The following is a 23,040-nucleotide window of genomic DNA, read 5'->3' as shown; positions in this document are numbered from 1 at the left end:
TCCGGGCGCATCGGCCACAGTCCCGGCGATGCCCGATGTCCCTGATGCGGAATACAGAATTCTGTGTAACGTGGCGACCATGCCGCCAGGACCGCGCCGTGCATCACCGGCGACACTCTCCGCCGCCGCCATCATCCGCGAGGCACGGCTGCGCGCCGACCTGACACAGGTCCAGCTCGCCGCCCGCGCCGGTGTCACGCAGAGCGTCATCAGCACGTACGAGAACGGGCGTCGGGAGCCCTCCCTCGCTGCCCTGCAACGGCTCCTGCTCGCAGCGGGGTTCCGGACCGCCATCGACCTGCAACCCGTGGCGGAACCGGCGCCGCTCCGCGAACTCGTCGCGCGGCACCGTGACGAACTGCTCACGGTCCTGCACCGGCACGGCGCCGTCGACGTCCGGCAGCTCCTCGACGTCAGCGGGCGGACCCGGGCCGACGACTGGCTCGCGGACGTCGAACTCGTCGTGGACCTCGCGCCCGGGGCCGGGATCTTCTCGCTCATGCGGATGCAGGACGAGTCCGAGCGGATGCTCGGCGTCCGGGTCGACGTCCTCGCCGCCGACGCACTGCCCGACGACGTCCTCGAGCGGGCGGTCCCGCTGTGAGCGGCTCGACGGAGCAACGGCTGGACGACCTGATCGCGGCGTGCACCCGGATCGAGGAGTACATCGCCGACCCGGCGTTGCCCGAGGCGGTCGTGCTCGACGCCGTCCGGATGCGCCTCGTCGACATCGCGTCGTCGGCCCGGCAGTTGCCGCCGACGATGACCGCGGCGGAACCGACCATCCCCTGGTCGCAGGTGTCGGCGCTCGGCGAACGGCTGACGGGACGGCACGGCGAGACCCCGGCGTCGCTCCTGCTCCGCACCGCCCGGACCGATGTGCCCGTGCTGCGCGATGCCGCCATCCGGATGCGCGCCCGGTGCCCGGGACCGGGACGGTGACCGGGTGCCCGTGTCCGTCAGTCCCCGTGCACGATGCACACCGCATCGAGGTCGAGCGATGCCTCGAGCGCCGCATTCACCCCGGCCTCACCGTCCGCGTTGTTCGGGGTGACGGCATCGACCCACCACAGCGGGACGGACATCGCCGGGGCGTCCGGCAGGAGCCGGGTGACCTCGTCGAGAGCGTCGACCCGTCGGACCCCGAGCACCGTGATGACCGGGTGGGTGGCGTCGCGACAGACCTGCACCATGGGGCCGTCGTCGAGCGCCCGGACTCCCCAGGCGTCGTCGTGCAGCAGCAGCGCCTCGGCCACGTCGCGGACCTGTACCTCTGCGCGGCAGAGCAGGGTCACCTCACGCGGCACCCTGCGACCCCTGCCCGCCGTGCTGCATCGCGTGCGGTCCAAGGGCACCGTCGTCGTGGGCCGGGTCGAGGGGCGCACCGCCGACGAGCTGGAGGAAGCGGTCCTCGTCGATCCGGTCGAGGAACGACTCGAGCGCGGTCCAGCCGTCCTCGAAGCGGACGACCAGGCCCTCGCCGACCTCGCCGGCGAAGGTCTCGGTCGTGGTGCGGACCGGCGGCCATTCGCCGCGGCGGTCCAGGAAACGGGTGGCCTCGGGGCCGACGATCACCGCGAGCGGCTCCGGCTCACCGTACGAGACCGCGCGGACCAGGTGGTCGGCGTCCCCGCGGCGCTGCATGACGACGCCGAACACCGGCTCGACGTCGCTCGCGACCCGGTGCACGGCGTCCAGCAGACGACCGGCGAGCCCCGGATCGGTACCGCCCTCAGGCACGGTGAGGACCGCGGACATCGTCTCGACGACTACCCCATCGGTCAGGTGCGCCGTCATCGTGGCGGAGATGCCGTCACCGATCGCGTACGAGGTGCTGATGCCGGGAGACTCGTGCTTCGCGTACTGCGTGACGACCCAGCGGTCCCAGCTCGAGTTGAGCGGTTCCGAGGTGCCCCAGCGGGTCGGGCAGGTGCCCACGGTCGCGCAGAGCGCCTCGATCGCGGAACCGATGTCGACCGACCGCTCGTCGTGGTGGCGCAGGGTGAGGTCGATGCTGATCTGCCGGACGGAACCCACCGCCTCCGGGTGCTCCGGCGACGGCTCGCCGAGCAGTTCCGGTCCGTGCTCGACGAAGTCATCGATGCCGGCGGCGGGCACACCGGTGCGACCGTCCCGCAACTCGCCGTCCGGCCCGCGGACAGCCCATGCGGCACCGTGCGCGCCGAGCGCGTGCCGGAGGGCGGGCGTGAGTGCGGCCTCCGGTCCGGTCCGCAGGACGACGGTCCGACCGGCACCGGACGCGCGACGCAGGAGCGAGTCGAGGGACTCGGTGAGCCACACCACGGGTGCGCTGGAATCCACCACGATGGCCGGTCCGACCACGTCGTCGATGAGGGGATGCCTGACCATCCGGTTCCTCCTCGGGTCGGTCCTGCTGGCGCTGCCTTGATCCCCCTGGACGGTACACACGCGGTCCCGGACTGTCCGTCGGGAACGGCGGCTCACAGCGGAGAGACAGGGGCGGCCGGGAGGCCCGGTGCATGCCCGCCCCGCGGCTCGCTGGAGCGCTCGGCTGGCATCTGGCGGATCATCCGCTAGGCTGGTGCGGTCCCGTTCGACGGGATGCGCGAGTGTAGTTCAATGGTAGAACTCCAGCTTCCCAAGCTGGTAGCGCGGGTTCGATTCCCGTCACTCGCTCCGTTTCTCGACCGGTGTCGCTGCTCAGCGCGGTCGTTCTTCTCTCGATTCAGCTGAGACTCACCCCCTCCCCCGCTGGCTTCCGAGCGGAACCGCTCCCTGTTGACTCTCGGGACGTACGAACTCCATGCCGAGGCCAGGGCGACGGGGGATGTCCGAGCATCTTCGGTGTGACCGGAGTCTCGCCGAGGCGGCGACCGACGACCGTCACCGGACGGTCTGCTGCACGCTCTTCCGTCGGTCGAGCTCGGCGAGCATCGTCTCCGTCTTCCGGAGCACTCGTGGAGTGGTGACAGCGGTGCCGATGAACACGGCGAGGAAGAAGACCGCACCGATCCAGAACAGCGGCTGACCGGTGACCGCGAGCCAGATGGCGAGGGCGGTCATAGGCAGGTACAGCAGCGGCGCCGCCCAGCGCAGTGGCCGGTACTGCCGCTGATGGTGCTCCACCGCGCGCCGCCACTCGTCCACGTCCACGTCGGCCGGAACGGTGCCGCGGCGGACGGCCCGGCCGAAGTCGGGTCGTCGTGCCACCCCGCCGTACCCGCGTCGTGTCCGCCCGAGCCACAGCCACATCCCGACGCCGTACAGTGCCCCGACCAATGCGGACACGAGCGCTCGAGCTCCGACGCCGAGTTCCGGCGCCGTGACGAACGTGAACGCGAACCACACCGCGGCGAACAGGACCGCCATGATTCTGAAATTTTGCACTGCAGTTCCGTGCGTCGATAGGTTCTCCTCCATCGATGGCTCGATCGAAGCCATGGATTCATCCAGAGAGAGGAAGAGCACATGAACTCGGACCTGTTCAGCGCCACCGAGCGCAACGTGGGAGCGACCCGTCAGGCTGGCGGCTACGGGCCCGGCGTCGCGATCGAGGTCCCGGCGTCGAGCGCCGTGGCTCGGACGACCGACGCTCACTGATTGCTTGCGAGAAGAGCCCCGTGGAGGACCGCGGGGCTCTTCCCGTTCGTGAGGACCGATGAACTCGCTCGAAACCATCCACGCTGAACTGGCAGGCATCCCGAGGTTCCCCGACGCCGCCCCTGTGGTCCACCTCCGGCAGCATCCGACCAACCCCGACGTCCGAACGGTCTGGGCGCAGCCAGTCGACGCACCACAGGTCTGCGGCGACTGCCTCGACCGGAAAGTGACACTGCTGTTCGAATCACAAGAGTCGCCACCGACGACGATCGGGATCGACGAACTCGACGCGATCGTTCACGGGAGCGCATCGCGCGGGATCGGGCTCGCCGTGACGAACGCCGACGTCGCGCAGAGTTGGTCACTGGTCGCCCCATGGCCCGACTGCGGTCGGTGTGATCCTGCGATCTCCCACCTGACGGCCGTGGCGGCTGGAGACGTCGTCGACCAGCCCGACGACCCCACAACCGGGAACGGACTCCCGAGGCGAGGAACGGCCCGGGACTTCGTGTCTCGCCACCGCGGCCTCTTCGGCTTCGCCTCCGTCCTGCTCAACCCGTCGTTCGACCAGGCATGTGGCCTGTTCACCGTTGACACCGGCATGTTCCTCGGGACGCCCACGGTGTACGCACCCGTCGGCGGGAAGGGTGACACGCTCGATCAAGCGCTCGCCAGCTGCGTCGGCGAGGGGCTCGAGCGGTACTGCATCGCGACGCGCTCCAGCCGAAGCAAACTCGAGACCATCCGCGCGTTCCCGGGAGCGTCGTGGCGAGCGGCGAAGGACTTCACCGGAGCGACCATCCCCGTCGACGCGGAGGCGGTGATCGAGGTCACGACGCTCGAGCCGCTCGACGGTCTCAAGCCGGTCACACTCCCGGAGTCCCTGGTACGGGCACCGTACACGCCACCCTCCTCAGGAGTCGCAGTGCCCACGGCAAGCAGCACGACCGGGGCCGCGGCCGGCGGCACAGTTGCCGAAGCAACCCTGCAGGGCATCCTCGAGCTCCTGGAGCGTGACGCGTTCTGGTTCGCTGCACGGACGCGGATGCCACTCGTGCCCGCCGACCCGGCGCCGGTCTCGGAACTGGTCGACGTCCTCGACCGGCACTACGAGGTCGAAGTCGTGCTCCGTTGGATCCCCAACCCGCTCTCACTCCCCGTTGCACACTGCGCACTGGTCGGTCGGGCGGCAAGCCCGATGGCTGCACGTGGGATGGGTGTTTCGGTCTCCTCGACTGCCGCCCTGCGCAAGAGCGTGCTCGAAGCGGTCCAGATGTGGCGGTCGGTCGCAACAGGCGTCGATGTCGCCCCGTCCGACACCCACATGCGGAGCCTCTGGTGGTCCGGACAGGCGCAGGAGCAGTTCCCCGCCTTCTTCGGGCACACCGAGCTCGCTCAGGAGACCACGCACTGGGGAAGCGAGCTCGATTCCCTCGGCACGGAGTCGATCCTCAACGCCCTCATCGGGCACGCCGCCCGACACGGTCTGCGATTCGCCCGTGCGGTCCTCGCTGATCACCCGAGCCACTGCGTGGTCCGGGTGATCAGCGACCGGATCCTCCCGCTCGATGACCTCTACTTCCCGAACCTCCGCCGGTTCCGCGACTGGGAGCGAGTGAGCGGACACGAGGCGACCGTCGGGTACCGCGGCCCGTTGTTCATGTGAACGCCGTGAGACGGACCGGCATCGGGATCTGGCTCTTCCTGGGCTGCAGTGGGATCGGCATCGGATGCTTCAGCGTCCTGGACACCTTCTACTTCCGCGGACAGGGCTACTCCGTCGCGGTGATCGGAGCGCTGACTGCGACGTTCAACACCTCGCTCGCGGTCGCAGAGCTCCCCTCTGCCGTCATCTTCGATCGTCGGTCCCACTGGGCGGCGATCCAGGTCGGCAACGCGGTCCGTCTCGTCGGACTGATCCTCTTCTTCCTCGCGCTCGGTCCGGTCGGCGACTTCCTCGGCGAGGGCTTGGCCGGGATCGGCGCCGCCGCCATGAGCGGTACCTCGGTGGCCTACGTGCTGAACCGGCTCGGTCCTGTCGAAGCCCACGAACGACGACGGGTGATGGGGTTCTCCATGGCGCTCGGAGCAGCCACGTCCTTGGCAGGCGGGGCGCTGGGACTCTTCGGGTACTTGGTGGCACCCAGACTGATCTGGGGACTTGGCGCGCTCTGGATCACTGTCGCCGCCGTTGTCTTTCTCGTCGGACGACCCCGGACGTCGACTCCCGCCTCACGCCATGTCGAGCCGCTTGCCGCCTACGCCAGTGGCTTGGTCCAGATCGGGCGCCACCCGCGGGCCTGGCTCGCGGTCACGGCTGATGCAGCGCTGGTCGGTCCCCTCCTGCTCTGGCAGCTCCGACTGGGTGCGACGGACGTCTCAGCAGTCTTCGTCGGCTTCGCCGTGATGAAGGTCGCCGGCTTGCTGGGAGGTCAGCTGCTGGGGCACCGTCGAGTGGGAACGCGGGTGCTCTTGGCTTGCGTCACGGGCAACATCGTGTCGGTCGTGGGGTTCGCTGCAAGCGACCGGGTACCACTCATCGCCGGGTTCTTCGGGGTGCACGTCATGCTGCAGATCGCAGTGAGCGTGTACTGCAGGTCCGAGCTGCACGCGGTCGTGGACGATTCGCGCCGAGCCGGTGCCAGTTCGGTCGTGTCGCTGCTGGGTTCCCTGGTGAGCGGAGTCGCGGCGCTCGTCGTCGGACACATCGCCGACGTGTCCGGCGCACTGCCCGCGATGATCCCCAGCATCGTGCTGTACCTGACGGTCGTGGCCTTGACGATCGCGACCGCTCAGGCGCAGCGAAGACGCAGCGCCAGGCTGCTCGAGCCCGACGTCGGGGGCTGATCCGGCCCAGCTCGGGTCGACCGGTGGTCTTCGACCCGAGTCCGGTCACGCTGCCCGGCTGGCCCGGGACGCCGGCGATGCGGACAGGCTCCCGATCGGACGGCGAAAGCTCCGGCAGGTCACCCGGTCGAGGTGGGCCATAGCCTGATCGCATGGCCGTCCCCGAACCTGGTTCCCCTGACCACGTCGTCATCGGCGGAGGCGTCGTCGGTGCGGCTACGGCCCGGTTCCTCGCTGCCCGCGGGGAGCAGGTCCTGCTCGTCGAACAGCACTCCCGCGGGCACGACCACGGTTCCTCGCACGGGGCGACGCGGATCTTCCGGATGGGCTACGCCGAGCCGGACTACGTCGCCCTCACGCAGCGCGCCTGGGAGGCCTGGGCGGCGCTCGAGGCCGCGTCCGGTCGGACCCTGCTCGACCGCACCGGGGCCGTCGACCACGGTCGGCCCGAGGTCGTCGACGCCATCGCCCGGACACTCGAGCAGGCCGGCGTGCCCGTCGAACGGCTGAGCACCGACGAGGCTGTGACCCGTTGGCCCGGCCTGGCGTTCGAGGGCCACGTGCTCGCGCACGCCACCGCCGGTCGGATCAGGTCCGCCGAGACGATCGAGGCGCTGCTCGACCTCGCCGAGTCCGACGGCGCGACCCTCCGGTTCGGCGTCCGGGTGACCGGGCTCGACGACCACGGTGACACCGTGACCGTCCACCTCGACGACGGCACCGCGGTGACGACGCCGAGCGTCGTGGCGGCGGTCGGCTCCTGGGCGCCCATGCTGGTCGGCGAGCTGCTCGCACGACGCGGGGCGGGCCTCCCGGCCATCCGGGTCACGCAGGAACAACCCGCGCACTTCCCCAGCCACCTGCCGGACGACGCGTGGCCGTCGTTCGTCCACTACCCGCTCGACGGCGGCGACGTGTACGGGCTCCTCACGCCCGGTGAGGGTGTGAAGGTCGGGTTCCACGGCATCGGCCCGGTGGTCGACCCCGATGCCCGCGACCGGACGCCCGTCGCCGCCGAGGTCGAGCGGCTGCAGGCGTACGTGGCGCGGTTCGTGCCGGGTGTCGACGCCTCGGCTCCCGCGCTGATCAGCTGCCTGTACGACAACTCCCCGAGCGACGACTTCGTGATGGACCGCCGGGGCCCGATCACCGTCGCGACCGGATTCTCCGGGCACGGGTTCAAGTTCGCGCCGGTGCTCGGGGAGATGCTCGCGGACCTGGCGACCGGTGGCGTGCCGCACCCGCGCTTCGCCCTGGCCGGAGCCTGACGGCAGCCGCGTCCCCGGGTCCGCGCGCCGCGCTCAGCCCTGCTCGTGGTCCGCGCGCTCCGGGTCGTCCTGCGAGCCGCGCCGCCGATCCTGCATGAGCTCCTTCGTCCGGAGCAGCCGCAACGCCGTCACGAGCACCAGGCCGCCGAGCAGGTTGAACAGCAGTGTGTAGCCGAACCAACCGAGCCACTGCCCGTAGGTGATCTCCTCGCCCGCCTGGATCGCCCCGAACACGAGCAACGAGTCCAGGATCGAGTGGAAGAGCTGCAGGCCGGCGAGCAGGAACCCGCCCGCGACCGCGGCCACGAGCTTCGCCGGGTCGGAGTCGGTGCCCTGTTGCATGCGTGTCATCAGGGTGATCGTGCTGCCGCCGAGGACCGCGAGCACGATGCTCTGCAGGCCGAACGGCGCGTCGATGAAGTGCCGGGCGGACTCGGACATCGTGGCGTGCCACTGGGGGAACGCCTGCACGACGAGCCACATGAAGACCCAGCCGCCCGCGAGGTTCGCGACGAGGGTGCCGCCCCAGAGCTTCACGAGCTGCAGGACCGTGCCCTCGCGTGCGACCACGGCGGCGACGGGCATGAGGAAGTTCTCGGTGAAGAGTTCGCTGTGCGCCAGGTGCAGGGCGATGAAGCCGATGCCGAACGCGAGTCCGGCGAGCAGGTGGCTGTCGGTCTCGGTGAGCACCGCCAGGTACGCCATCACACCGAGGCCGACCTCGAGCCCGCCGAAGAAGCCCGTGATCAGGACCGCCCGGATGGTCCGCTGCAGCCGTTCGGCGCCCTCCTCGATGGTGGCGTCGAAGGACTCGGCGAGCTCGTCCTCCACTGGGGCGTCGGTGGCGCCGAGTTCACGGCGGCGGTCGTCGGTCATGGCGGCAACGGTAGGCGGAGGGTGATGTGCGCGGTGCGGAGGAAGACCGCGTGGGCCTACCGTCGCGTCCCCGGGGCGGTGGAGGCACCGCGTTCCGACCGGACACGTCGAACCACGACGAGCGCGACGGTCGCACCCGCGGCGGGGATCGCGAGGCTCAGGAACGCGGAGCAGGCGATCAGGAGCATGCGTTCGTCCCGTTGCGTGTCGGCCCCCAGCGCTCCGGGGAGGCGTGCGAACAACACGATCACCGTGGTCGTGACCGCGATCGCGACACCCCAGAGGACCCCTGCGAGCCAGGCGAGCCCGACGACGGCGCGCGAGCGGCGAGGGCGTACGGCGGTCATCCCCTCATCCAACCCGGCGAGCAGGCTGGGCGCCGGTAGCGTGTCGACATGCGCGTCGTCATCGCACCGGACTCCTTCAAGGGCACCGCGTCGGCGGCCGACGTCGCCGAGGCCGTCGCGGAAGGCTGGCGAACCGAACGCCCCGACGACGAGCTCGTCCTCCTCCCGATGGCCGACGGCGGGGAGGGGACGATCGACGCCTTCGCCGCCGCCGTCCCCGGGAGCGAACACGTGCCGGTGCGGGTGACCGGGCCGGACGACCGGCCCGTGGAGACCTCCTGGCTCCGGCTGCCGGACGGCCGCGCGGTCGTCGAACTCGCGGCGACGAGCGGGCTCGGTCTGCTCGACGGGCCGGAGCCCGACTCCGCGCACACGACCGGCTTCGGGCAGGCGGTGGCGGCCGCGCTCGACGCCGGGGCGACCGGCCTCCTGCTCGGCATCGGCGGCAGCGCCTCGACGGACGGCGGGGTCGGGGCGCTCCGGGCGCTCGGACTCGGGATCGCGCTGGACGACAGCGCCGACGTCTCGAGCGCCACCGGCGGCACCCTGCTCGACCACGTGGCCGCGGTCGACCGCGCGTCGCTGCGGCCGCTCCCCCCGCTCGGCGTCACCGTCCTCAGCGACGTGACGTCACCGTTGCTCGGTCCTGCAGGCGCAGCCGCCGTGTTCGGCCCGCAGAAGGGTGTGGCTCCCGACCGCGTCGCCGTGCACGAGACACGTCTCGCGCGCTGGGCAGCGCACTTCCCGGAGGTCGACTCGATGACACCGGGCGCGGGGGCAGCGGGCGGGACGGGCTTCGGGCTCCTCGCGTGGGGTGCACGCCTCGGTAGCGGTGCGGAAGCGGTCGCGGAGGCGCTCGGCCTCGCGGACGCGGTGGCCGCCGCCGACCTGGTCGTCACCGGCGAGGGGCGCTTCGACGGGCAGACCGCGGCCGGCAAGACCCCGACGGTGGTCACGGCGATGGCGGCTGCAGCCGGGACGCCGGTCGCGCTCGTCGCGGGCGAGGTCGCCGCCCGCCTGGACGCGTTCTCCATCGCGGCCTCACTGACGGTCATCGCCACGCAGACGACGGGCGAGCCCGACGATGCGCTGCGCGATCCGCTGCGCTTCGCGCGCATCGCCGGCGAGCGGATGGCGCGCGCACAGGGGTGACTCCGCCGCGGCCGGCACGCCGCGGCCGCACGAGCGCAGCAGCCGCAGCCGCAGCCGCAGCCGCAGGACGAGCGAAGGACACCGATCGAGGCGCCGGCTCGCATGACGCGGCGGGCGACGGGCACGCCGACACCGCGAGGGAGAGCCGGAACCAGCACGACGTCCGCACAGGCGGACGGGAGGCCCGGTGCAAGCTGGCACCGGGCCTCCCGTCCGTCGTCCCTGACTACCCGAGCCGGCCCCGACGGTGCCGCACGACCGCGACGGCCGCGGTGATCCCGGCCCCGAGCAGGACGAGCGCGCCGGCGACGAGCCCCCAGCGTGCGGGGTCGACGTCGGACCCGGTGTACGCGAGCCCGTCCCAGTTCCCGGGCTCGGCCGGTGCACGTCCGGCGTCCGCTGCGGGCCGGGCGAGCACCCGGAACGTGGCGCTCACCGTGACGGCCGACGTCGCTCCGCGCGCCTGGACCTCGTGGGCACCGGGTCGCGCTGCCGACGGGACCCTGAAGGAGCCGCTGAGGACGCCGTCGGCGTTCGCCGTCACCGTGCCGAGCGCGAGGGGCTTGCTGTGCAGGGTGAGCGCGACCCGCTCGTTCGCTGCGAAGCCGCTGCCCGAGTAGCCGACGACGGTGCCCTCGGTGCCGGACCCGGCGAGGAGCCGGAACTCCGGCGCCCACGAGCCGTGGCCGCCGCCGTGGCCGGGACCGCCGTTGCCGCCCCCGTTCCCCGAGCCGACGCCGTTGCCACCGCCGCCGTTCCCGCCACCGTTGCCCCCGCCGTTGCCGGGGACGACGACCTGGAAGGCCACGGTCGCGAGGGTCACCGAGCGGTCACCGACCGCCGAGACGCTGTGGCTGCCCGGGCGCCCCGGAGCCGTGACGTCGAAGGCGACCGACCCGTCGGCCGCGACGACCGCGGTGCTGCCTGCGGCCGCCCCGTCGACGCTGACCGTGACCGTCTCCCCTGCGGCGAACCCGGCACCCGTGACGTGGACGGTGGCCCGCGGACGGACCCCCGACCCGGCCGAGGTGGTGAGGGTCGGCGTCCACACCGGAGCTGCCGCGATCTCGACCGGCGTCCGCACGCTGGCGCTGCCGGTGCCGTCGTCGACCGTGACCACGGCCTCCCGGCTGCCCGCCGTCGCGTACGTGTGCGCACCGGTGACGGTCGCGGTGCCGTCGGCGACCGTCACCGTCGCGGTCTCGAGCGGTGATTCGTCGCCCCAGTTCACGGTCGCGGTCGTGGTGCCGGTCCCGATCGTGCCGCCGGTGGCGGTCGCGAGCGTGCCCGAGACCTCCTCGCCGGCGGTACCGCTCAGGCGTGCACCGGCCGTGGCCGTGAGCGCCGTCGTCGGCACCCGCGTGCCGTTCGTCGCGATCGCGAAGACGTGGATCCGTCCTGCGCTCGACGGCGAGCCGGTCTGGGTCGGCAGCGTGATCGAGACGGCCTGCTTGCCGGCGGGCACGGTGGTGACCGGGGTCGCGAAGACCCCTGCCGCCGCCCGGTCGCTGCCGTTCACCCCGACGGTGCGGTGGTCGCTCGTCGCGACGAGCGTGTCGCCGAACCGCGGTGCCGTGAGCGAGGCCGTCCAGTCGCCGAACTCGATCGGCAGGTCGGCGGTCGTCCCGTCCGAGTACCGGATCGTGCCGACGGTCTGCTGCGCCCGCTCGTTCGCGGTGCCGATGACGGCGAGCTGGGTGATGTCCGTGCCGGTCGGGACCGGGATGGTCTGACCGTTCCCGGTCGCGTTGTCCGGCTCGCCGGGCTCCACGGCGGGGAGGTCGAACGTCAGGTCGGTCCCCGGCACGGCGTTCGTCGCACCCTGGGTGAACCCGTCGGCGGCGAGCGCCGAGCGGGAGAACCCGCGGCCTCCGAAGTCGCAGTTCGCGGCCTGACCAGGATCACCGAGACAGACGTTGTCGTACGCGCCCTGGAGGCTCGGAGCGGTCCGCGAGACCGTCACCGTGGTGTCGGTGCTCGCCTGCTCCGTGCCGGAGCGGACCACGACGTGCACCGTGTGGGCACCGGCGGTGTCGAACACGTGGTCGCCGGGCACCTCCCACGCGCCGAGCGCCGACCGGATCGGCGTGACCTCCTGCGGGCCCGCACCGTCCTGCCAGTCCACGGTCACCGTGTAGTCGGACGCCTTCGTGCCCGGTCCGGTGACCGCAGCGACCGTGCCGGCGAACGGCTGTCCGACCTCCGCGGTGAGCCCCGGCGTCGGTTCGACGGCGAACGCACTGGTGGTCATCCCGCTGTCGGCGAGGAGTTCGAACTCCCCGATCGACGGCGCCTTCCCCGTGCTCGTCCCGGTGACCGACAGGCGGTACCAGGTCAGCGCGGCAGGGTGCTCGATCGAGGTCGGACGGGTCTGGAGCGGCGCGTCGAAGGTGCTCTTCGCGACGGTCGACAGCGGCACCCACGTGCTGCCGTCGCTGGAGCCCTCGAGCTTCCACGAGGTCGGCTGGGCGCCGCTCGCCGCGGTGGTGAGCGTGTACTGGTCGACGGTCACCGGGCCCTGCGACGACTTCCAGGTGATCGCCGGGGTGGCGCTCGAGAACGTCGTCGCGGTGAGCGACTCGTCGTCGGTCAGTGCGCCGACAGCGGTGTCGTCGTCGCTCGTCGTGGTGCCGAACCCGGAGGTCGTGGCGTCGACGAGCGGCTTCGGCGCGACGGCCGGGGCGTCGAGCCCCTCCGCACCCTGGGTCTTGCCAGCGCCCCAGTTCGACGCGGTCGACCCCATGCGGAAGTCGAGCGTGCCGCCCTTCGCGATGTCGGACTGCGCGATGACCGCACGGTCCAGGGCCTCGCCGTTGAACGAGGCCGACTGCACGTGGACGTTCTGCGCGCTGTTGCCCGCCGCGTTGACGCGCAGGTCGCCACCGGGCAGGTGCACGGTCGCCTCTGAGAACAGCGGCGAGCCGATCGTGTACTGGCCGGAGCCCTGGGCGAGCGGGTAGAAACCGAGTGCGGAGAACACGAACCACGACGACATCTCGCCGTTGTCCTCGTCGCCGGTGTAGCCCTGCCCGATGTCGCTGCCGACGAACAGGCGCCGCAGGCTCTCGCGGACGACCTGCTGCGTGAGCGAGGGGTCGCCCGCGGCTGCCGCGATGTACGGGATGTGGTGCGAGACCTGGTTGCTCATGCCGAGCTGGCCCATCCGGACCGAGCGCGCCTCGAGCATCTCGTGGATCTGACCGCCGTACGAGCCGACGTTCTCGGCCGTCTCGGGCGTCGCGTAGAACTCCTTGAGCTTCGCGATGAGCTGCTCGTCGCCGCCGTACAGGCCCGCGAGGCCCTGCACGTCGAAGGGAGCGTGGAACGCGAAGTTCCAGCCGTCGGTCTCGGTGAAGGCGCCGCCCCACTCGGCCGGGTCGAACTCCTCCGCCGGGACCTCGAACGACCCGTCGGCGTTCCGGCCCTGGAAGAACCCGGCGTCCGGGTCGAACAGGTTGACGTAGTCCTCGGCCCGGTCGTTCAGGTAGGCCGCGGCGGTCTCCAGCTCCTCGACGCGGTCAGCGGGGGTGGCCGGGTCCTTCGCCAACGCCTCGGCCATCTTCGCCAGACCGTGGTCGTTGATGGTGCCCTCGAGCCCCCACGAGACGCTCTCGTGGAGTGAGTCCGGCACGTAGCCGAGGAAGGCGGACTGGTCGAGTGCCTTGCGTCCTGCTCCGGAGACGTCGGTGGAGACGGTCGTGGCGTTCTTGTAACCGGCGTCGAAGGCCTCGAGCGCGGTCTTCGTGTCCAGCGCACCGTCGAGGTAGGCGGTGGCGAACGCGACGTCGGAACTCGTGCCGGTCATCAGGTCGGCGTAGCCCGGCGAGGACCAACGCGGCGTCCATCCACCGTCACGGTACTGCTGCACGAACCCGTCGACGAGCTCCTCGGCGACGTCCGGGTAGAGCATCGAGTACAGCGGCCAGACCGTGCGGTAGGTGTCCCAGAAGCCGTTGTTCACGTAGACCTTGCCGGCCTTCACGACGGCGTTCGTCGTCGTGGCGGTCGCCGTGCCCTTCGGGGCGACGTTCGGGCTGGCGTGCTCCCAGACGGGTGCACCGGTGGTGCCGGTGTTCTCGTGCTGCGAGTTCGGGTAGAGGTTCATCCGGTAGAGCGAGCCGTAGAGCGCCTGCAGCTGGGAGTCGCTCGCGGCGGTCTGCGGCACGGTGACGACGCCGAGCCGGTCGTTCCACTGCGCGGCGGCGGCGTGCTGGACCTGGCCGAACGACTTGCCGGTGAGCTCGAGGTCGGCGTTGTGCCGAGCCTGGTCGAGCGAGATGAACGAGGTGGCGAGGCGGAGCTCGACGACGTGGTCGCCGGTCAGCCCGGAGAACGAGGCGTAGCGGGCGCTCGAGCGGTTCCCCGCAGCGGTGCCGGTGCCGGACGGGTCCGTGTCGAACCGACCGGCGAAGAACATCCGCGTGGCACCGACGGACAGGCCGGAGCCGCCCTCGGTCCACCCCGTCACGGTGCCGTCGTCACCCATCGTGATCGACGTGCGCTCGTCGGAGCCGACGTTGTCGAGGACGACGCTGCCGCTGCTCGACGGGAAGGCGAACCGGAGCACGGCGCCGTGGTCGCTCGGCGTGACCTCGGCCACCGTCCCGGACGTGGTCTTCACGGAGTAGAGGTCCGGTCGCGCGACCTCGTCGGCGTGGTCGAACGCGAGTGCGCGGGCGCCGAGGGAGGCGTCCGGAGTCGTGCCCGAGGTCGACGGCATGATCGCGAGCTGGTTGCGGTCACCCATCCACGGGCTCGGCTCGTGGGAGATGCCGATGCCCTGCAGGCGCGGCAGGTTGGCCGCGTCGTTGTCGGACTGCCACGAGTACTCCCACGACTGGCTCGACGCGTCCGTCATCGGCGTCCAGAAGTTGAAGCCGTTCGGGACGGCCGCGGCGGGGATGTTGTTGCCCCGCGAGAAGCCGCCGGAGGAGTTCGTGCCACGGCGGGTGTCGACGTAGTTGGTGAGGCTCGACCCGTCGATGCGCTCGGCCGCGGGGTCGATGCGGATGTCGTCGACCCAGCCCTGGAACTCCGTCGAGGCTCTGGTGCCCTCGGCATCGTCGTCGTAGGTGAAGAGGACCTTGTCGACGGTCTTGCCGGCGAGCGCACCGAGCGGGATCCGGATCGAGTTCCACTGGTCGACGAAGAAGACCTTGCCGGCGCCGAGGGCCTCCGCAGAGACGCGGTTGCCGTTCTCGTCGGTGACCTGCGGGTCGGCGGAGACGAGCGAGCCGTCGGTGAGCTGCAGGTCGACCGCCGCGTGGGTCGCCGGGTAGGTGGTGTCCCCGTTCAACTCGGGGAAGAGCTTGTAGCTGAGCTCACTGTCCGCGGTGATGGGCATCGCGACGTCGTCGTAGAGGACGTTCGTCGCGCTCGCCGCACCGGCGGCGACGTGGGCGCCGGCGTAGCGGAGCGCCTTGGTCCCGCTGAAGCCGACGGTCGAGCGGATGTTCAGCCCGGACACCGGGCCGTTGCCGACCTGGGTCACCATGGGGCTCGGCGGCGGCGGGGTCGTCGAGCCGTCGGAGATGCTCCAGTCGGCGAGCTGGGTGATGCCGTCGCCGCTGTTCTGCGTGATGCGGAGGCGGTACCGCTCGTACGAGCCGGGCGTCGCCGCGGTGTACTCGTTCGTCTTCCCACGGCCGCTGAAGGTCTGCGCGGTCTGCGTGTCCACCGTGGTCCACGTGGTGCCGTCGGTGGAGCCCTCGAGGGTCCACGCCGCCGGGTCACGGCCGGGGGCGTCGTTGGCGCTGGTGAGCGAGTACGCGCGCAGCGTCTCGGGCTGGTCGAGCCGGTAGGTGACGACGCCGGTGTTCCGGAAGGCGAGCCACTTCGACCCGGGGTTCCCGTCGGCGAGGCTGGCGGCGACCTCGTTCGGTGGGTTCTCGGCGTCGGCGGTCACACCCGTGACGTGTCCGAGGAGGCTCCCGGGTGGGAGCGTCGACCCGGTGACGGTCGTCGACGGCGTGAGCGGGGTGTTCGCGAGGGGCGCCCTGTCCCCCTCCTCGAACGAAGTGGTGAAGGGTCCGGACGCGGCCTGCGCCGGGACGGCCCCGAGGAGTGCGCCCGATGCGGCGAGCGCCGCCCCGAGCACCACGGCCGTGGCACGGGTCCCGAACCCGCCGCGCCGACCGCTGATCTGGTGCATGGTCCGGCTGCGCCGGGAACCGTATGACGACATCGTCACCTTCCGTGGTTGGGGAGGAGTGACGCCGCGTCGACCATGACAGCGTTGTCACACCCGCTGTTTCTAACGGTTCGGTGTGAGTCGTGTCAAGGAATGCCCAGGAATCCGGACGACCGTACGATGACGAGGTGAGCACCGAGCGACCCACGCTGCGCGCCGTGGCCGAGCGCTCCGGCGTGAGCATGAAGACGGTGTCGCGCGTGGTGAACGGCGAGCGGTACGTCGCCGCCGACACCGCGGCTCGGGTCCTGACCGTCGCCGCCGAGCTTGGGTTCCGCCCGAACACGCTGGCCCGCGAGTTCCGCGCCGGCGGCCGGTCCGCCACCGTCGGACTCGTCACCGGAGACGTCGCGAACCCCTTCTACTCACGCATCGCGCGGGGCGCCGAGCACGCGCTCCGTGCCCCGGGGATCAGCCTGCTGTCCGCGTCGAACGACGAGGACGCGACCCGCGAGCGCACGCTCGTGGCGCAGCTCGTCGAACGCCGCGTCAGCGGCCTGCTCGTGGTGTCCGCCGACGACGACCACACCCTGCTCGCCCGCGAACGGGCCCTCGGCACGCCCGTGGTGTTCATCGACCGCGCCCCCGCCGACGTCGACGCCGACTCGGTCGTCCTCGACAACGCCGGTGGGATCCGGATGGCCGTCGAGCACCTGCTGGAGCGCGGACACCGCCGCATCGGCCTGGTCGGCGACCTCAGTCGACTGTCGACCCACCGGCAGCGCGTGGACGCGTTCGGCGACGCCGTGCGCGCGGCCGGCGTGCCGGACTGGCAGCGGTGGGTCCGCAGTGACGCGCACGACCTCGACGAGGCCTCGCGTGCTGTCCGCGACCTGGTGGACGATCAAGAGGCGCCCACCGCGATCGTCACCACGAACAACCGGATCACGACCGGGGCCCTCCGCGCGCTCGTCGACCGGACCGACCGGCCGGCCCTGGTCGGGTTCGACGAATTCGACCTCGCCGACGTCCTCGGCATCACGGTCATCGCCTCCGATCCCGACGCGATGGGCCGGGTCGGTGCCGAGGAACTCCTCGCACGGATCGCCGGCGACGACGGTCCGCCACGGCACCACGTGCAGCCGGTGCGGTTGGTCGTCCGGGCCTCCAGCAGCACGGCCCGCTGACACCTCCGACCGCGAGGGGTGCTCCACCCGTACCCCTCTCGTGGCGGGCGCCGGGGGCAGGATCGACGGTGGGCCGCACCCGGCCCGTCATCCCCACCCCCACGAGGAGACCCTTGCGCACCGTCAACGCGTACGCGGCACCGTCCGCGACCGAACCGCTCGTCAAGACCACCATCGAGCGCCGCGACCTCCTGCCCGGCGACGTCATGATCGACATCGCCTACGCCGGCATCTGCCACTCCGACATCCACACCGTCCGCGGCGAGTGGGGTCCCATCGAGTACCCGCAGGTCGTCGGCCACGAGATCGTCGGCCACGTGTCCGAGGTCGGCTCGGGCGTCACGAAGTACGCCGTCGGCGACCTCGTCGGTGTCGGCTGCATGGTGAACTCCTGCCGCGAGTGCGAGCAGTGCCTCGCCGGCCAGGAGCAGTACTGCCTGCAGGGCAACACCGGCACCTACGCCTCGGTCGACCGCGCCGACGGCACGATCACACAGGGTGGCTACTCGCAAGCCGTCGTCGTCGACCAGGACTTCGTCCTCCGCGTCCCCGAGTCGCTCGACATCGAGCGGGTCGCGCCGCTGCTCTGCGCCGGCATCACGCTGTACTCGCCGCTGCACCACTGGAACGCCGGCCCCGGCATGCAGGTCGCGATCGTCGGCCTCGGCGGGCTCGGCCACATGGGCGTCAAGATCGCCGCCGCACTCGGCGCCGAGGTCACCGTCCTGTCGCAGACCACATCCAAGAAGGAGGACTCGCTCGGGTTCGGCGCGAAGGCCCACTACGCGACGAAGGACCCGGAGACGTTCGAGCAGCTCAAGGGCTCGTTCGACCTCATCATCAACACCGTCTCGGCGAAGATCGACATGGCCGCGCACCTCAGCCTGCTCAAGGTCGACGGCACCATGGTCAACGTGGGTGCCCCGTCCGAGCCCCTCGAGGTCCCGGCCTTCGCGCTGCTCCCGGGCCGCCGCAGCTGGGCCGGCTCGTCGATCGGCGGCATCCAGGAGACCCAGGAGATGCTCGACTTTTGCGCCGAGCACGGCATCCTGCCGGAGACCGAGCTCATCAGCGCCGACCAGGTGAACGAGGCCTACGAGCGCGTCCTCGCCTCGGACGTCCGCTACCGCTTCGTCATCGACGCCGCGACGCTCGCCTGAGGCGGACCGCGGGCCGGATCCGGCACCGCCGGCCAGCCCGCACCGGACGGGAGGTCCGCCACCAGTCGGTGACGGGCCTCCCGTCCGCCCAGCACCGGGCACGATCCTGACCGTGACCTCCATGAACCGCCCCGAAGGTCCGCAGAACGCCGTCCGCCGGGGCACACCGCGCCGGCCCGCTCGCGCTCGGGCGCTCCAGCAGGACAAGGTGGGAGACATGACGAGCCCGGAGAACCCGGCGCCGAAGGGTGCCATCGTCGCCGTGTCGGGGACCGACACCGGTGGCGCGATCCAGGACCTGGCCGGCATGTACGCCGGACGCTCCTGGTACTCCTCGCACGTCGACCGTGACTACTGGTACAAGTACGTCGGCGTCGGCGACGACCAGATGAGCATCCGGCGGTCGCAGATGCACGGGTACCTCCGCGGCGACGTCGCCGTCGAGGGCGAAGTCGTCGTGCAGTGGATCGACGCCGGCCGTGCCCGCGTCGACGTCGGCCGCGACGAGGTCCGGATGCAGCCGGGCATCCCGACGCTCTTCCCGATCGAGCAGCGGTTCGAGATGGAGTACGAGGACTGGGACCAGCGTCTCGTCCACCTGGACCGGGACCTCGTGCTCGACGTGGCGGCCGAGCAGTTCCTGGTCGACGGCACCCTGGCGTTCGACCGAGGGACCCCACCGTCCGCCGCGGCCGTCGAGGTCTGGCGCGGCTCCGTGGCCGCCGCCGTCCGTTCGCTGCGGGTCGACGGTCCGTCCTCGTTGGCGTGGCACGAGGCGCAGCGCGAGGTCGCCCGTTCCCTGTTCGGCCTGTACCGGTTCCAGGGCGAGGCCCGACCGGACGGGTACGGCGAGCGCCGCAACGCCCGGCTCCGGGCCGCGGTCGAGTTCCTGCACGAACACGCCGGCGAGCCGCTCAGCGTGTCCGACATCGCCCGGGCCGCCGACCTCAGCGTCCGGGCGCTGCAGGAGTCGTTCCAGCGGACGCTCGACCGCACGCCGATGAACTACCTGCGCGAGGTGCGACTGCGGCACGTCCGCGCCGAACTGCTGGCGGCGGAGCCGGGGACGGCGTCCGTGGCCGAGATCGCGTCACGGTGGGGCTTCACGCACATGGGCCGGTTCTCGGGCGAGTACCTCAACCGGTTCGGCGAGTACCCGCGGCAGACCCTCCGGCACTGACCGCTGCCGGCTCGCGCCGCGCCGCGCCGCGACGTCGGACGCCCGATCAGCCGACCTCGTCGCCCGTCGGGAGGGCCGTGCACCAGTCGATGGCGGTGCCCGCGAGCGACGCCTCGAGTGCACCCGACGTCGCGTCCACGACGCTGACGAGCGCCCCGCCGGACGCCTGCGTCGCCACCGCGACGAACTGGCCGTTCGGCGACGGACAGACCCCGGTGATGCTCGCGTCGTCCGGGACGGTCACCGCGAGCCGGGAGGCCCGTGCCCCGTCCACGCGCAGGATGCGGGCCGCCAGGGTGCCGTCGGCACGGACCGACCCGACGACCCGCAGGTACGATCCCTCGGCGATCGGCGCGATCCGGCCGAGGTAGGCCGAGTCGGTGCTCGCCGCCGGCGTCGGCAGGTCGCTGCGCTCCCCGTCGGTCAGGTCGAGCTGCACGATGCCGTTGCCGGTCTCGACGACCGCGGTCGTCCCCGAGCCGACGAAGCCGTGCAGGTACGTGGCCGACCCCAGGCGGACGGCGTCGCTCCGCCCGCTCATGTCGACGAGCACCAGGTCGTCGGTCCCCGTCCGCACGAGGGCGCTCGCCGTGCGGGGCACGTACGCCCACTGAGCGACGGAGATCGGGGTCGCACCGGCCGTCGGGGTGCCGTCGGCGGCGATCGGTTCGGGCTGGTGGGTGCCGGTGAGGTCGACGACGTACAGGCCGACGTCCTCCGAGCGCCCGGACGACGTGTCGGCGTACACGAAGCCGAACGAGGACCCGTCGTCCGCCGCGTGCAGGGCCTTCGCGGTGCCCACCGGGCTCGGCATGGACAGGCGCTCGACGGGCACGGCGTCGTCCTGCACCCCGCCGGCGAGCGGCACGATGTCGATCGCGGAGCCGCCGCCCTGGTCGTCCCGGAGCACGACGAGGGAGCGGGCGAGCACGGCGTACTCGGTGATGCCCTGCGCCCGGTACACGGTCCGGGAGCCGGCGGCGTCGAGGCCACGGCGGACGATGCTGTCCGGGCCGCCTCCGGACCCCGGCACCACGGCGAGGACGTCGGTGCTGCCGGTCCGGATCGTCGTGCTGAGTTCGGACGTCGCCGCCTGCCCCGGTGCACGCACACCGCGGACCGTCAGCGTGTACTCGCGGTCGTAGGCGAGGGGCCCGGCGAACTCGACCGCGACGGTGTTCCCGCTCGACGTGACCGAGAACGGGGCGGCCGGACGGACCCGCACGGCGGACGCGGGGACCTGCTGCACGGACTGGTTCGCGGTGAGGATGACCCGCTGCGCCGGACGGGTGACGAGGTCGCCGGCGTCGTAGGACACCGACCGCAGTCGGGGGCCCTGCTGCGACCCCACCACGGCGGCGAGCGTCGCGATGACGGCGAGCACCAGGACGGTCGCCAGGAACCGACGGCGGAACCGCTGAGTGACCGGGCGGCGCGGGCGGGACTCAGTACTCATACGGGTCCGAGGGCTGGTCGACCGGGGTGACCTCGGCGGCACGGATGACGAGGCGCGCGTCCGAGGACGTGTCCGGGTTCGCGGCGAGGGCGCCCTCGACGCGGACCCACTGGCCCTCCTGCGGCTCGGTGTCGTCGGTCGTCACGCCGACGCCGACGGGCTGGGCGTCGACGGCACAGCAGCTGACGACGAAGCGACTGAGGGTGAAGGTGCCGTCCGCCCCGGGCACGACGAACCCGGTCAGGGTGAGCTTGCGACCGACGAGCGCGGTCGTGTCGGTCGTCTGTCGGATGAGCGCTGCCCAGTCCTTGACGCCGTAGTCCGACGTGTCGACCGACTCGCTGCCGAGCAGGGCCACCGGCGCTCCGGCACCCGTCGCGTCGGAGAGCGACGCCGATCCCACGCTCCGCTGCTGGGCGGTGCGGGCGGAGAGCGTCGTCGGCGGCAGGACGAGCATCGCGACCACGGTCCCGATCGTGACGAGGGCGGCGACCGACCCGAGCACCAGGTGCAGGACGCGTCCGCCCCCGGCCGGGCGGGGTTCCGGGTCACCGTCGTGGGCGTGCGCGCCGTGGCGGGCGACGACGACGAGGCCCGCGACCGACGCGGGGACGGCGACCGCGGCCAGCACGAGGGTGAAGGTGGCGTAGCGCGGGTTGATGTAGAGGTCGAGGTGGTCGGCGATCCCGAGCCACAGGGTGCCGAGGGCGACCGCGAGCACCGAACCGAGGCCGAGCAGGGTGCGGCGCATGACCGTCCGGTCGGGCCCCGTGCCGGCGGTGGACCCGTGGTCGTGCTCGTGGTCGTGCGCCGTGTGCACGGCCTTCGACGGCTCAGACGAGGACATTCATCACCAACCCGACGGTCGCGGCGAACAGGACGCAGACGACGGCGAGCAGCACCAGGAAGCGTGCGCGGAACGTCGTGCGGAGCAGGGCGATCATCTTGACGTCGATGATCGGCCCGATGATGAGGAACGCGGTGATGGACCCGGGCAGGAACGTCGACGCGAAGGACAGCGCGAAGAAGGCGTCCACGTTCGAGCAGAGTGACACCGTCATCGCCAGGAGCATCATCGCGAGCACCGACAGCACCGGGTTCGACCCGACCGCGACCAGGGCGCTGCGCGGCACCGCGACCTGGATCGCCGCGGCCAGCCCGGCACCGACGAACAGGGCGGGCATCATCGTCGCGGTCTCGCCGCCGAAGTGCGATGCGCTCTCGCGCCACTTGTCGCGGACCGGCGGGGCACCGACGGCGGCACGGCACCGGGCCTCGAACGCGGGGAGCAGCAGATCGGCCGGGCGTCGGTGTGCGGCGACGATCCAACCGACGAGGTTCGCGACCACGAAGCCGCCGACGATGCGGGCGGGGAGGATCCACCCGGACCAGCCGAACGCCTGCGCGGTGCTGATGATGACGAGCGGGTTGAGGATCGGAGCCGCGACGAGGAAGGTGACCGCCTCGGCCGGGGTGAACCCGCGGAGCATGAGGCCGCGGGCGAGCGGGACGTTGCCGCACTCGCACACCGGGAAGAGCATGCCGATGAGCGAGATGACCGCGCGTCGGGGGATCGGTCTGGTCGGCAGGATGCGCTCGAGGACCCCGTGCGGGACCCAGACCTCGACGACGATCGACAGCACGATGCCGAGCACCACGAAGGGCAGGGACTCCACGACGACGCTGATCGCCAGCGTGAGGAAGTCCTGCAGGACGTCCGGCAGCCCCGCGGTGCCGACCGCCGGTGAGACCAGGCGGACGGCGAGGAGCGCCACGACGGCGGCGAGCACCAGACCGGGGCCGGTGAGCGTGCGGGAGCGCGTCGTGACGGGGCGGGCGCGGGTGCTCGTCACCC

General features: G+C 71.8%; 19 protein-coding genes and 1 tRNA gene. 11 read left to right on the top strand and 9 right to left on the bottom strand.

Going from position 1 to position 23,040, the window contains the following annotated elements:
- The first annotated feature begins 79 nt into the window (after positions 1-79).
- On the top strand, positions 80-604 hold the full coding sequence (locus DEI83_RS10500; RefSeq protein ID WP_181431170.1) for a helix-turn-helix transcriptional regulator: 525 nt from the start codon (positions 80-82) through the stop codon (positions 602-604).
- The gene (locus DEI83_RS10495; RefSeq protein ID WP_111081902.1) at positions 601-942 is read left to right on the top strand and encodes a DUF86 domain-containing protein; all 342 of its coding nucleotides are present in this window, start codon (positions 601-603) and stop codon (positions 940-942) included. The genes DEI83_RS10500 and DEI83_RS10495 overlap by 4 nt, the downstream gene beginning before the upstream one ends.
- A gap of 17 nt (positions 943-959) precedes the next feature.
- On the opposite strand, the gene DEI83_RS10490 is transcribed toward DEI83_RS10495, so the two are convergent.
- Entirely contained in the window at positions 960-1,307 is a 348-nt protein-coding gene (locus DEI83_RS10490; RefSeq protein ID WP_146243303.1) for a hypothetical protein, read from the bottom strand.
- Entirely contained in the window at positions 1,297-2,370 is a 1,074-nt protein-coding gene (locus DEI83_RS10485; RefSeq protein WP_111081900.1) for a DUF6177 family protein, read from the bottom strand. Before DEI83_RS10485 ends, DEI83_RS10490 begins: the two co-directional genes overlap by 11 nt.
- Positions 2,371-2,587: 217 nt before the next feature.
- On the opposite strand from DEI83_RS10485, the gene DEI83_RS10480 reads away from it, so the two are divergent.
- A tRNA-Gly gene (locus DEI83_RS10480) sits at positions 2,588-2,658 on the top strand.
- A gap of 207 nt (positions 2,659-2,865) precedes the next feature.
- Here DEI83_RS10480 and DEI83_RS10475 read toward each other — a convergent pair.
- Complete coding sequence (locus DEI83_RS10475; protein WP_111081899.1) at positions 2,866-3,351, bottom strand: hypothetical protein; 486 nt, start codon at positions 3,349-3,351, stop codon at positions 2,866-2,868.
- Between the two features lie 99 nt (positions 3,352-3,450).
- On the opposite strand from DEI83_RS10475, the gene DEI83_RS16235 reads away from it, so the two are divergent.
- The 4 genes from DEI83_RS16235 to DEI83_RS10460 all read left to right on the top strand — a co-directional run bounded on the left by DEI83_RS16235 (position 3,451) and on the right by DEI83_RS10460 (position 7,697).
- Positions 3,451-3,582 carry a hypothetical protein gene (locus DEI83_RS16235; protein WP_258371166.1) on the top strand — a complete coding sequence of 44 codons (132 nt, stop codon included), beginning with the start codon at positions 3,451-3,453 and terminating at the stop codon, positions 3,580-3,582.
- Positions 3,583-4,090: 508 nt separating this feature from the next.
- On the top strand, positions 4,091-5,248 hold the full coding sequence (locus DEI83_RS10470; protein WP_181431169.1) for a YcaO-like family protein: 1,158 nt from the start codon (positions 4,091-4,093) through the stop codon (positions 5,246-5,248).
- Positions 5,249-5,367: 119 nt separating this feature from the next.
- The gene (locus tag DEI83_RS10465; protein ID WP_146243302.1) at positions 5,368-6,429 is read left to right on the top strand and encodes an MFS transporter; all 1,062 of its coding nucleotides are present in this window, start codon (positions 5,368-5,370) and stop codon (positions 6,427-6,429) included.
- A gap of 152 nt (positions 6,430-6,581) precedes the next feature.
- The gene (locus tag DEI83_RS10460; protein ID WP_111081896.1) at positions 6,582-7,697 is read left to right on the top strand and encodes an FAD-dependent oxidoreductase; all 1,116 of its coding nucleotides are present in this window, start codon (positions 6,582-6,584) and stop codon (positions 7,695-7,697) included.
- A 33-nt stretch (positions 7,698-7,730) separates the two neighbouring features.
- Here DEI83_RS10460 and DEI83_RS10455 read toward each other — a convergent pair whose 3' ends face one another.
- Positions 7,731-8,573, bottom strand: coding sequence for a formate/nitrite transporter family protein (locus tag DEI83_RS10455; RefSeq protein ID WP_111081895.1), 843 nt, complete (start codon positions 8,571-8,573; stop codon positions 7,731-7,733).
- Between the two features lie 56 nt (positions 8,574-8,629).
- The gene (locus DEI83_RS10450) at positions 8,630-8,920 is read right to left on the bottom strand and encodes a hypothetical protein (RefSeq protein ID WP_111081894.1); all 291 of its coding nucleotides are present in this window, start codon (positions 8,918-8,920) and stop codon (positions 8,630-8,632) included.
- A 48-nt stretch (positions 8,921-8,968) separates the two neighbouring features.
- Between DEI83_RS10450 and DEI83_RS10445 the strand changes: the two genes are divergently transcribed.
- Positions 8,969-10,072 (top strand): glycerate kinase, encoded by a 1,104-nt coding sequence (locus DEI83_RS10445; protein ID WP_111081893.1) that lies wholly within the window; start codon positions 8,969-8,971, stop codon positions 10,070-10,072.
- A gap of 226 nt (positions 10,073-10,298) precedes the next feature.
- Here the strand turns inward: DEI83_RS10445 and DEI83_RS10440 are convergent, their stop codons facing one another.
- Positions 10,299-16,223 (bottom strand): GH92 family glycosyl hydrolase, encoded by a 5,925-nt coding sequence (locus DEI83_RS10440; RefSeq protein ID WP_111081892.1) that lies wholly within the window; start codon positions 16,221-16,223, stop codon positions 10,299-10,301.
- Positions 16,224-16,390: 167 nt separating this feature from the next.
- On the opposite strand from DEI83_RS10440, the gene DEI83_RS10435 reads away from it, so the two are divergent.
- From DEI83_RS10435 to DEI83_RS10425, 3 genes are all read left to right on the top strand, one after another.
- Positions 16,391-17,389, top strand: coding sequence for a LacI family DNA-binding transcriptional regulator (locus DEI83_RS10435; protein WP_220036776.1), 999 nt, complete (start codon positions 16,391-16,393; stop codon positions 17,387-17,389).
- 113 nt (positions 17,390-17,502) lie between these two features.
- Positions 17,503-18,549: an NAD(P)-dependent alcohol dehydrogenase gene (locus tag DEI83_RS10430; protein ID WP_111081891.1), complete on the top strand. Its 1,047-nt coding sequence runs from the start codon at positions 17,503-17,505 to the stop codon at positions 18,547-18,549.
- Between the two features lie 217 nt (positions 18,550-18,766).
- Positions 18,767-19,729, top strand: a complete 963-nt coding sequence (locus DEI83_RS10425; protein ID WP_181434092.1) for a helix-turn-helix transcriptional regulator — start codon at positions 18,767-18,769, stop codon at positions 19,727-19,729.
- A 46-nt stretch (positions 19,730-19,775) separates the two neighbouring features.
- On the opposite strand, the gene DEI83_RS10420 is transcribed toward DEI83_RS10425, so the two are convergent.
- The 3 genes from DEI83_RS10420 to DEI83_RS10410 are packed head-to-tail and all read right to left on the bottom strand — an operon-like array spanning position 19,776 to position 23,038.
- Positions 19,776-21,185 (bottom strand): hypothetical protein, encoded by a 1,410-nt coding sequence (locus DEI83_RS10420; RefSeq protein WP_146243300.1) that lies wholly within the window; start codon positions 21,183-21,185, stop codon positions 19,776-19,778.
- Positions 21,175-22,032 carry a TIGR03943 family putative permease subunit gene (locus DEI83_RS10415; protein WP_111081888.1) on the bottom strand — a complete coding sequence of 286 codons (858 nt, stop codon included), beginning with the start codon at positions 22,030-22,032 and terminating at the stop codon, positions 21,175-21,177. The genes DEI83_RS10420 and DEI83_RS10415 overlap by 11 nt, the downstream gene beginning before the upstream one ends.
- Positions 22,019-23,038, bottom strand: a complete 1,020-nt coding sequence (locus tag DEI83_RS10410) for a permease (RefSeq protein WP_111081887.1) — start codon at positions 23,036-23,038, stop codon at positions 22,019-22,021. The genes DEI83_RS10415 and DEI83_RS10410 overlap by 14 nt, the downstream gene beginning before the upstream one ends.
- Positions 23,039-23,040: the final 2 nt, after the last annotated feature.

The organism is Curtobacterium sp. MCBD17_021, from assembly GCF_003234525.1.
Lineage (GTDB): Bacteria > Actinomycetota > Actinomycetes > Actinomycetales > Microbacteriaceae > Curtobacterium.
Note: the sequence above shows the minus strand (reverse complement) of the source record. Positions and strands in the feature narration are given on the sequence as shown.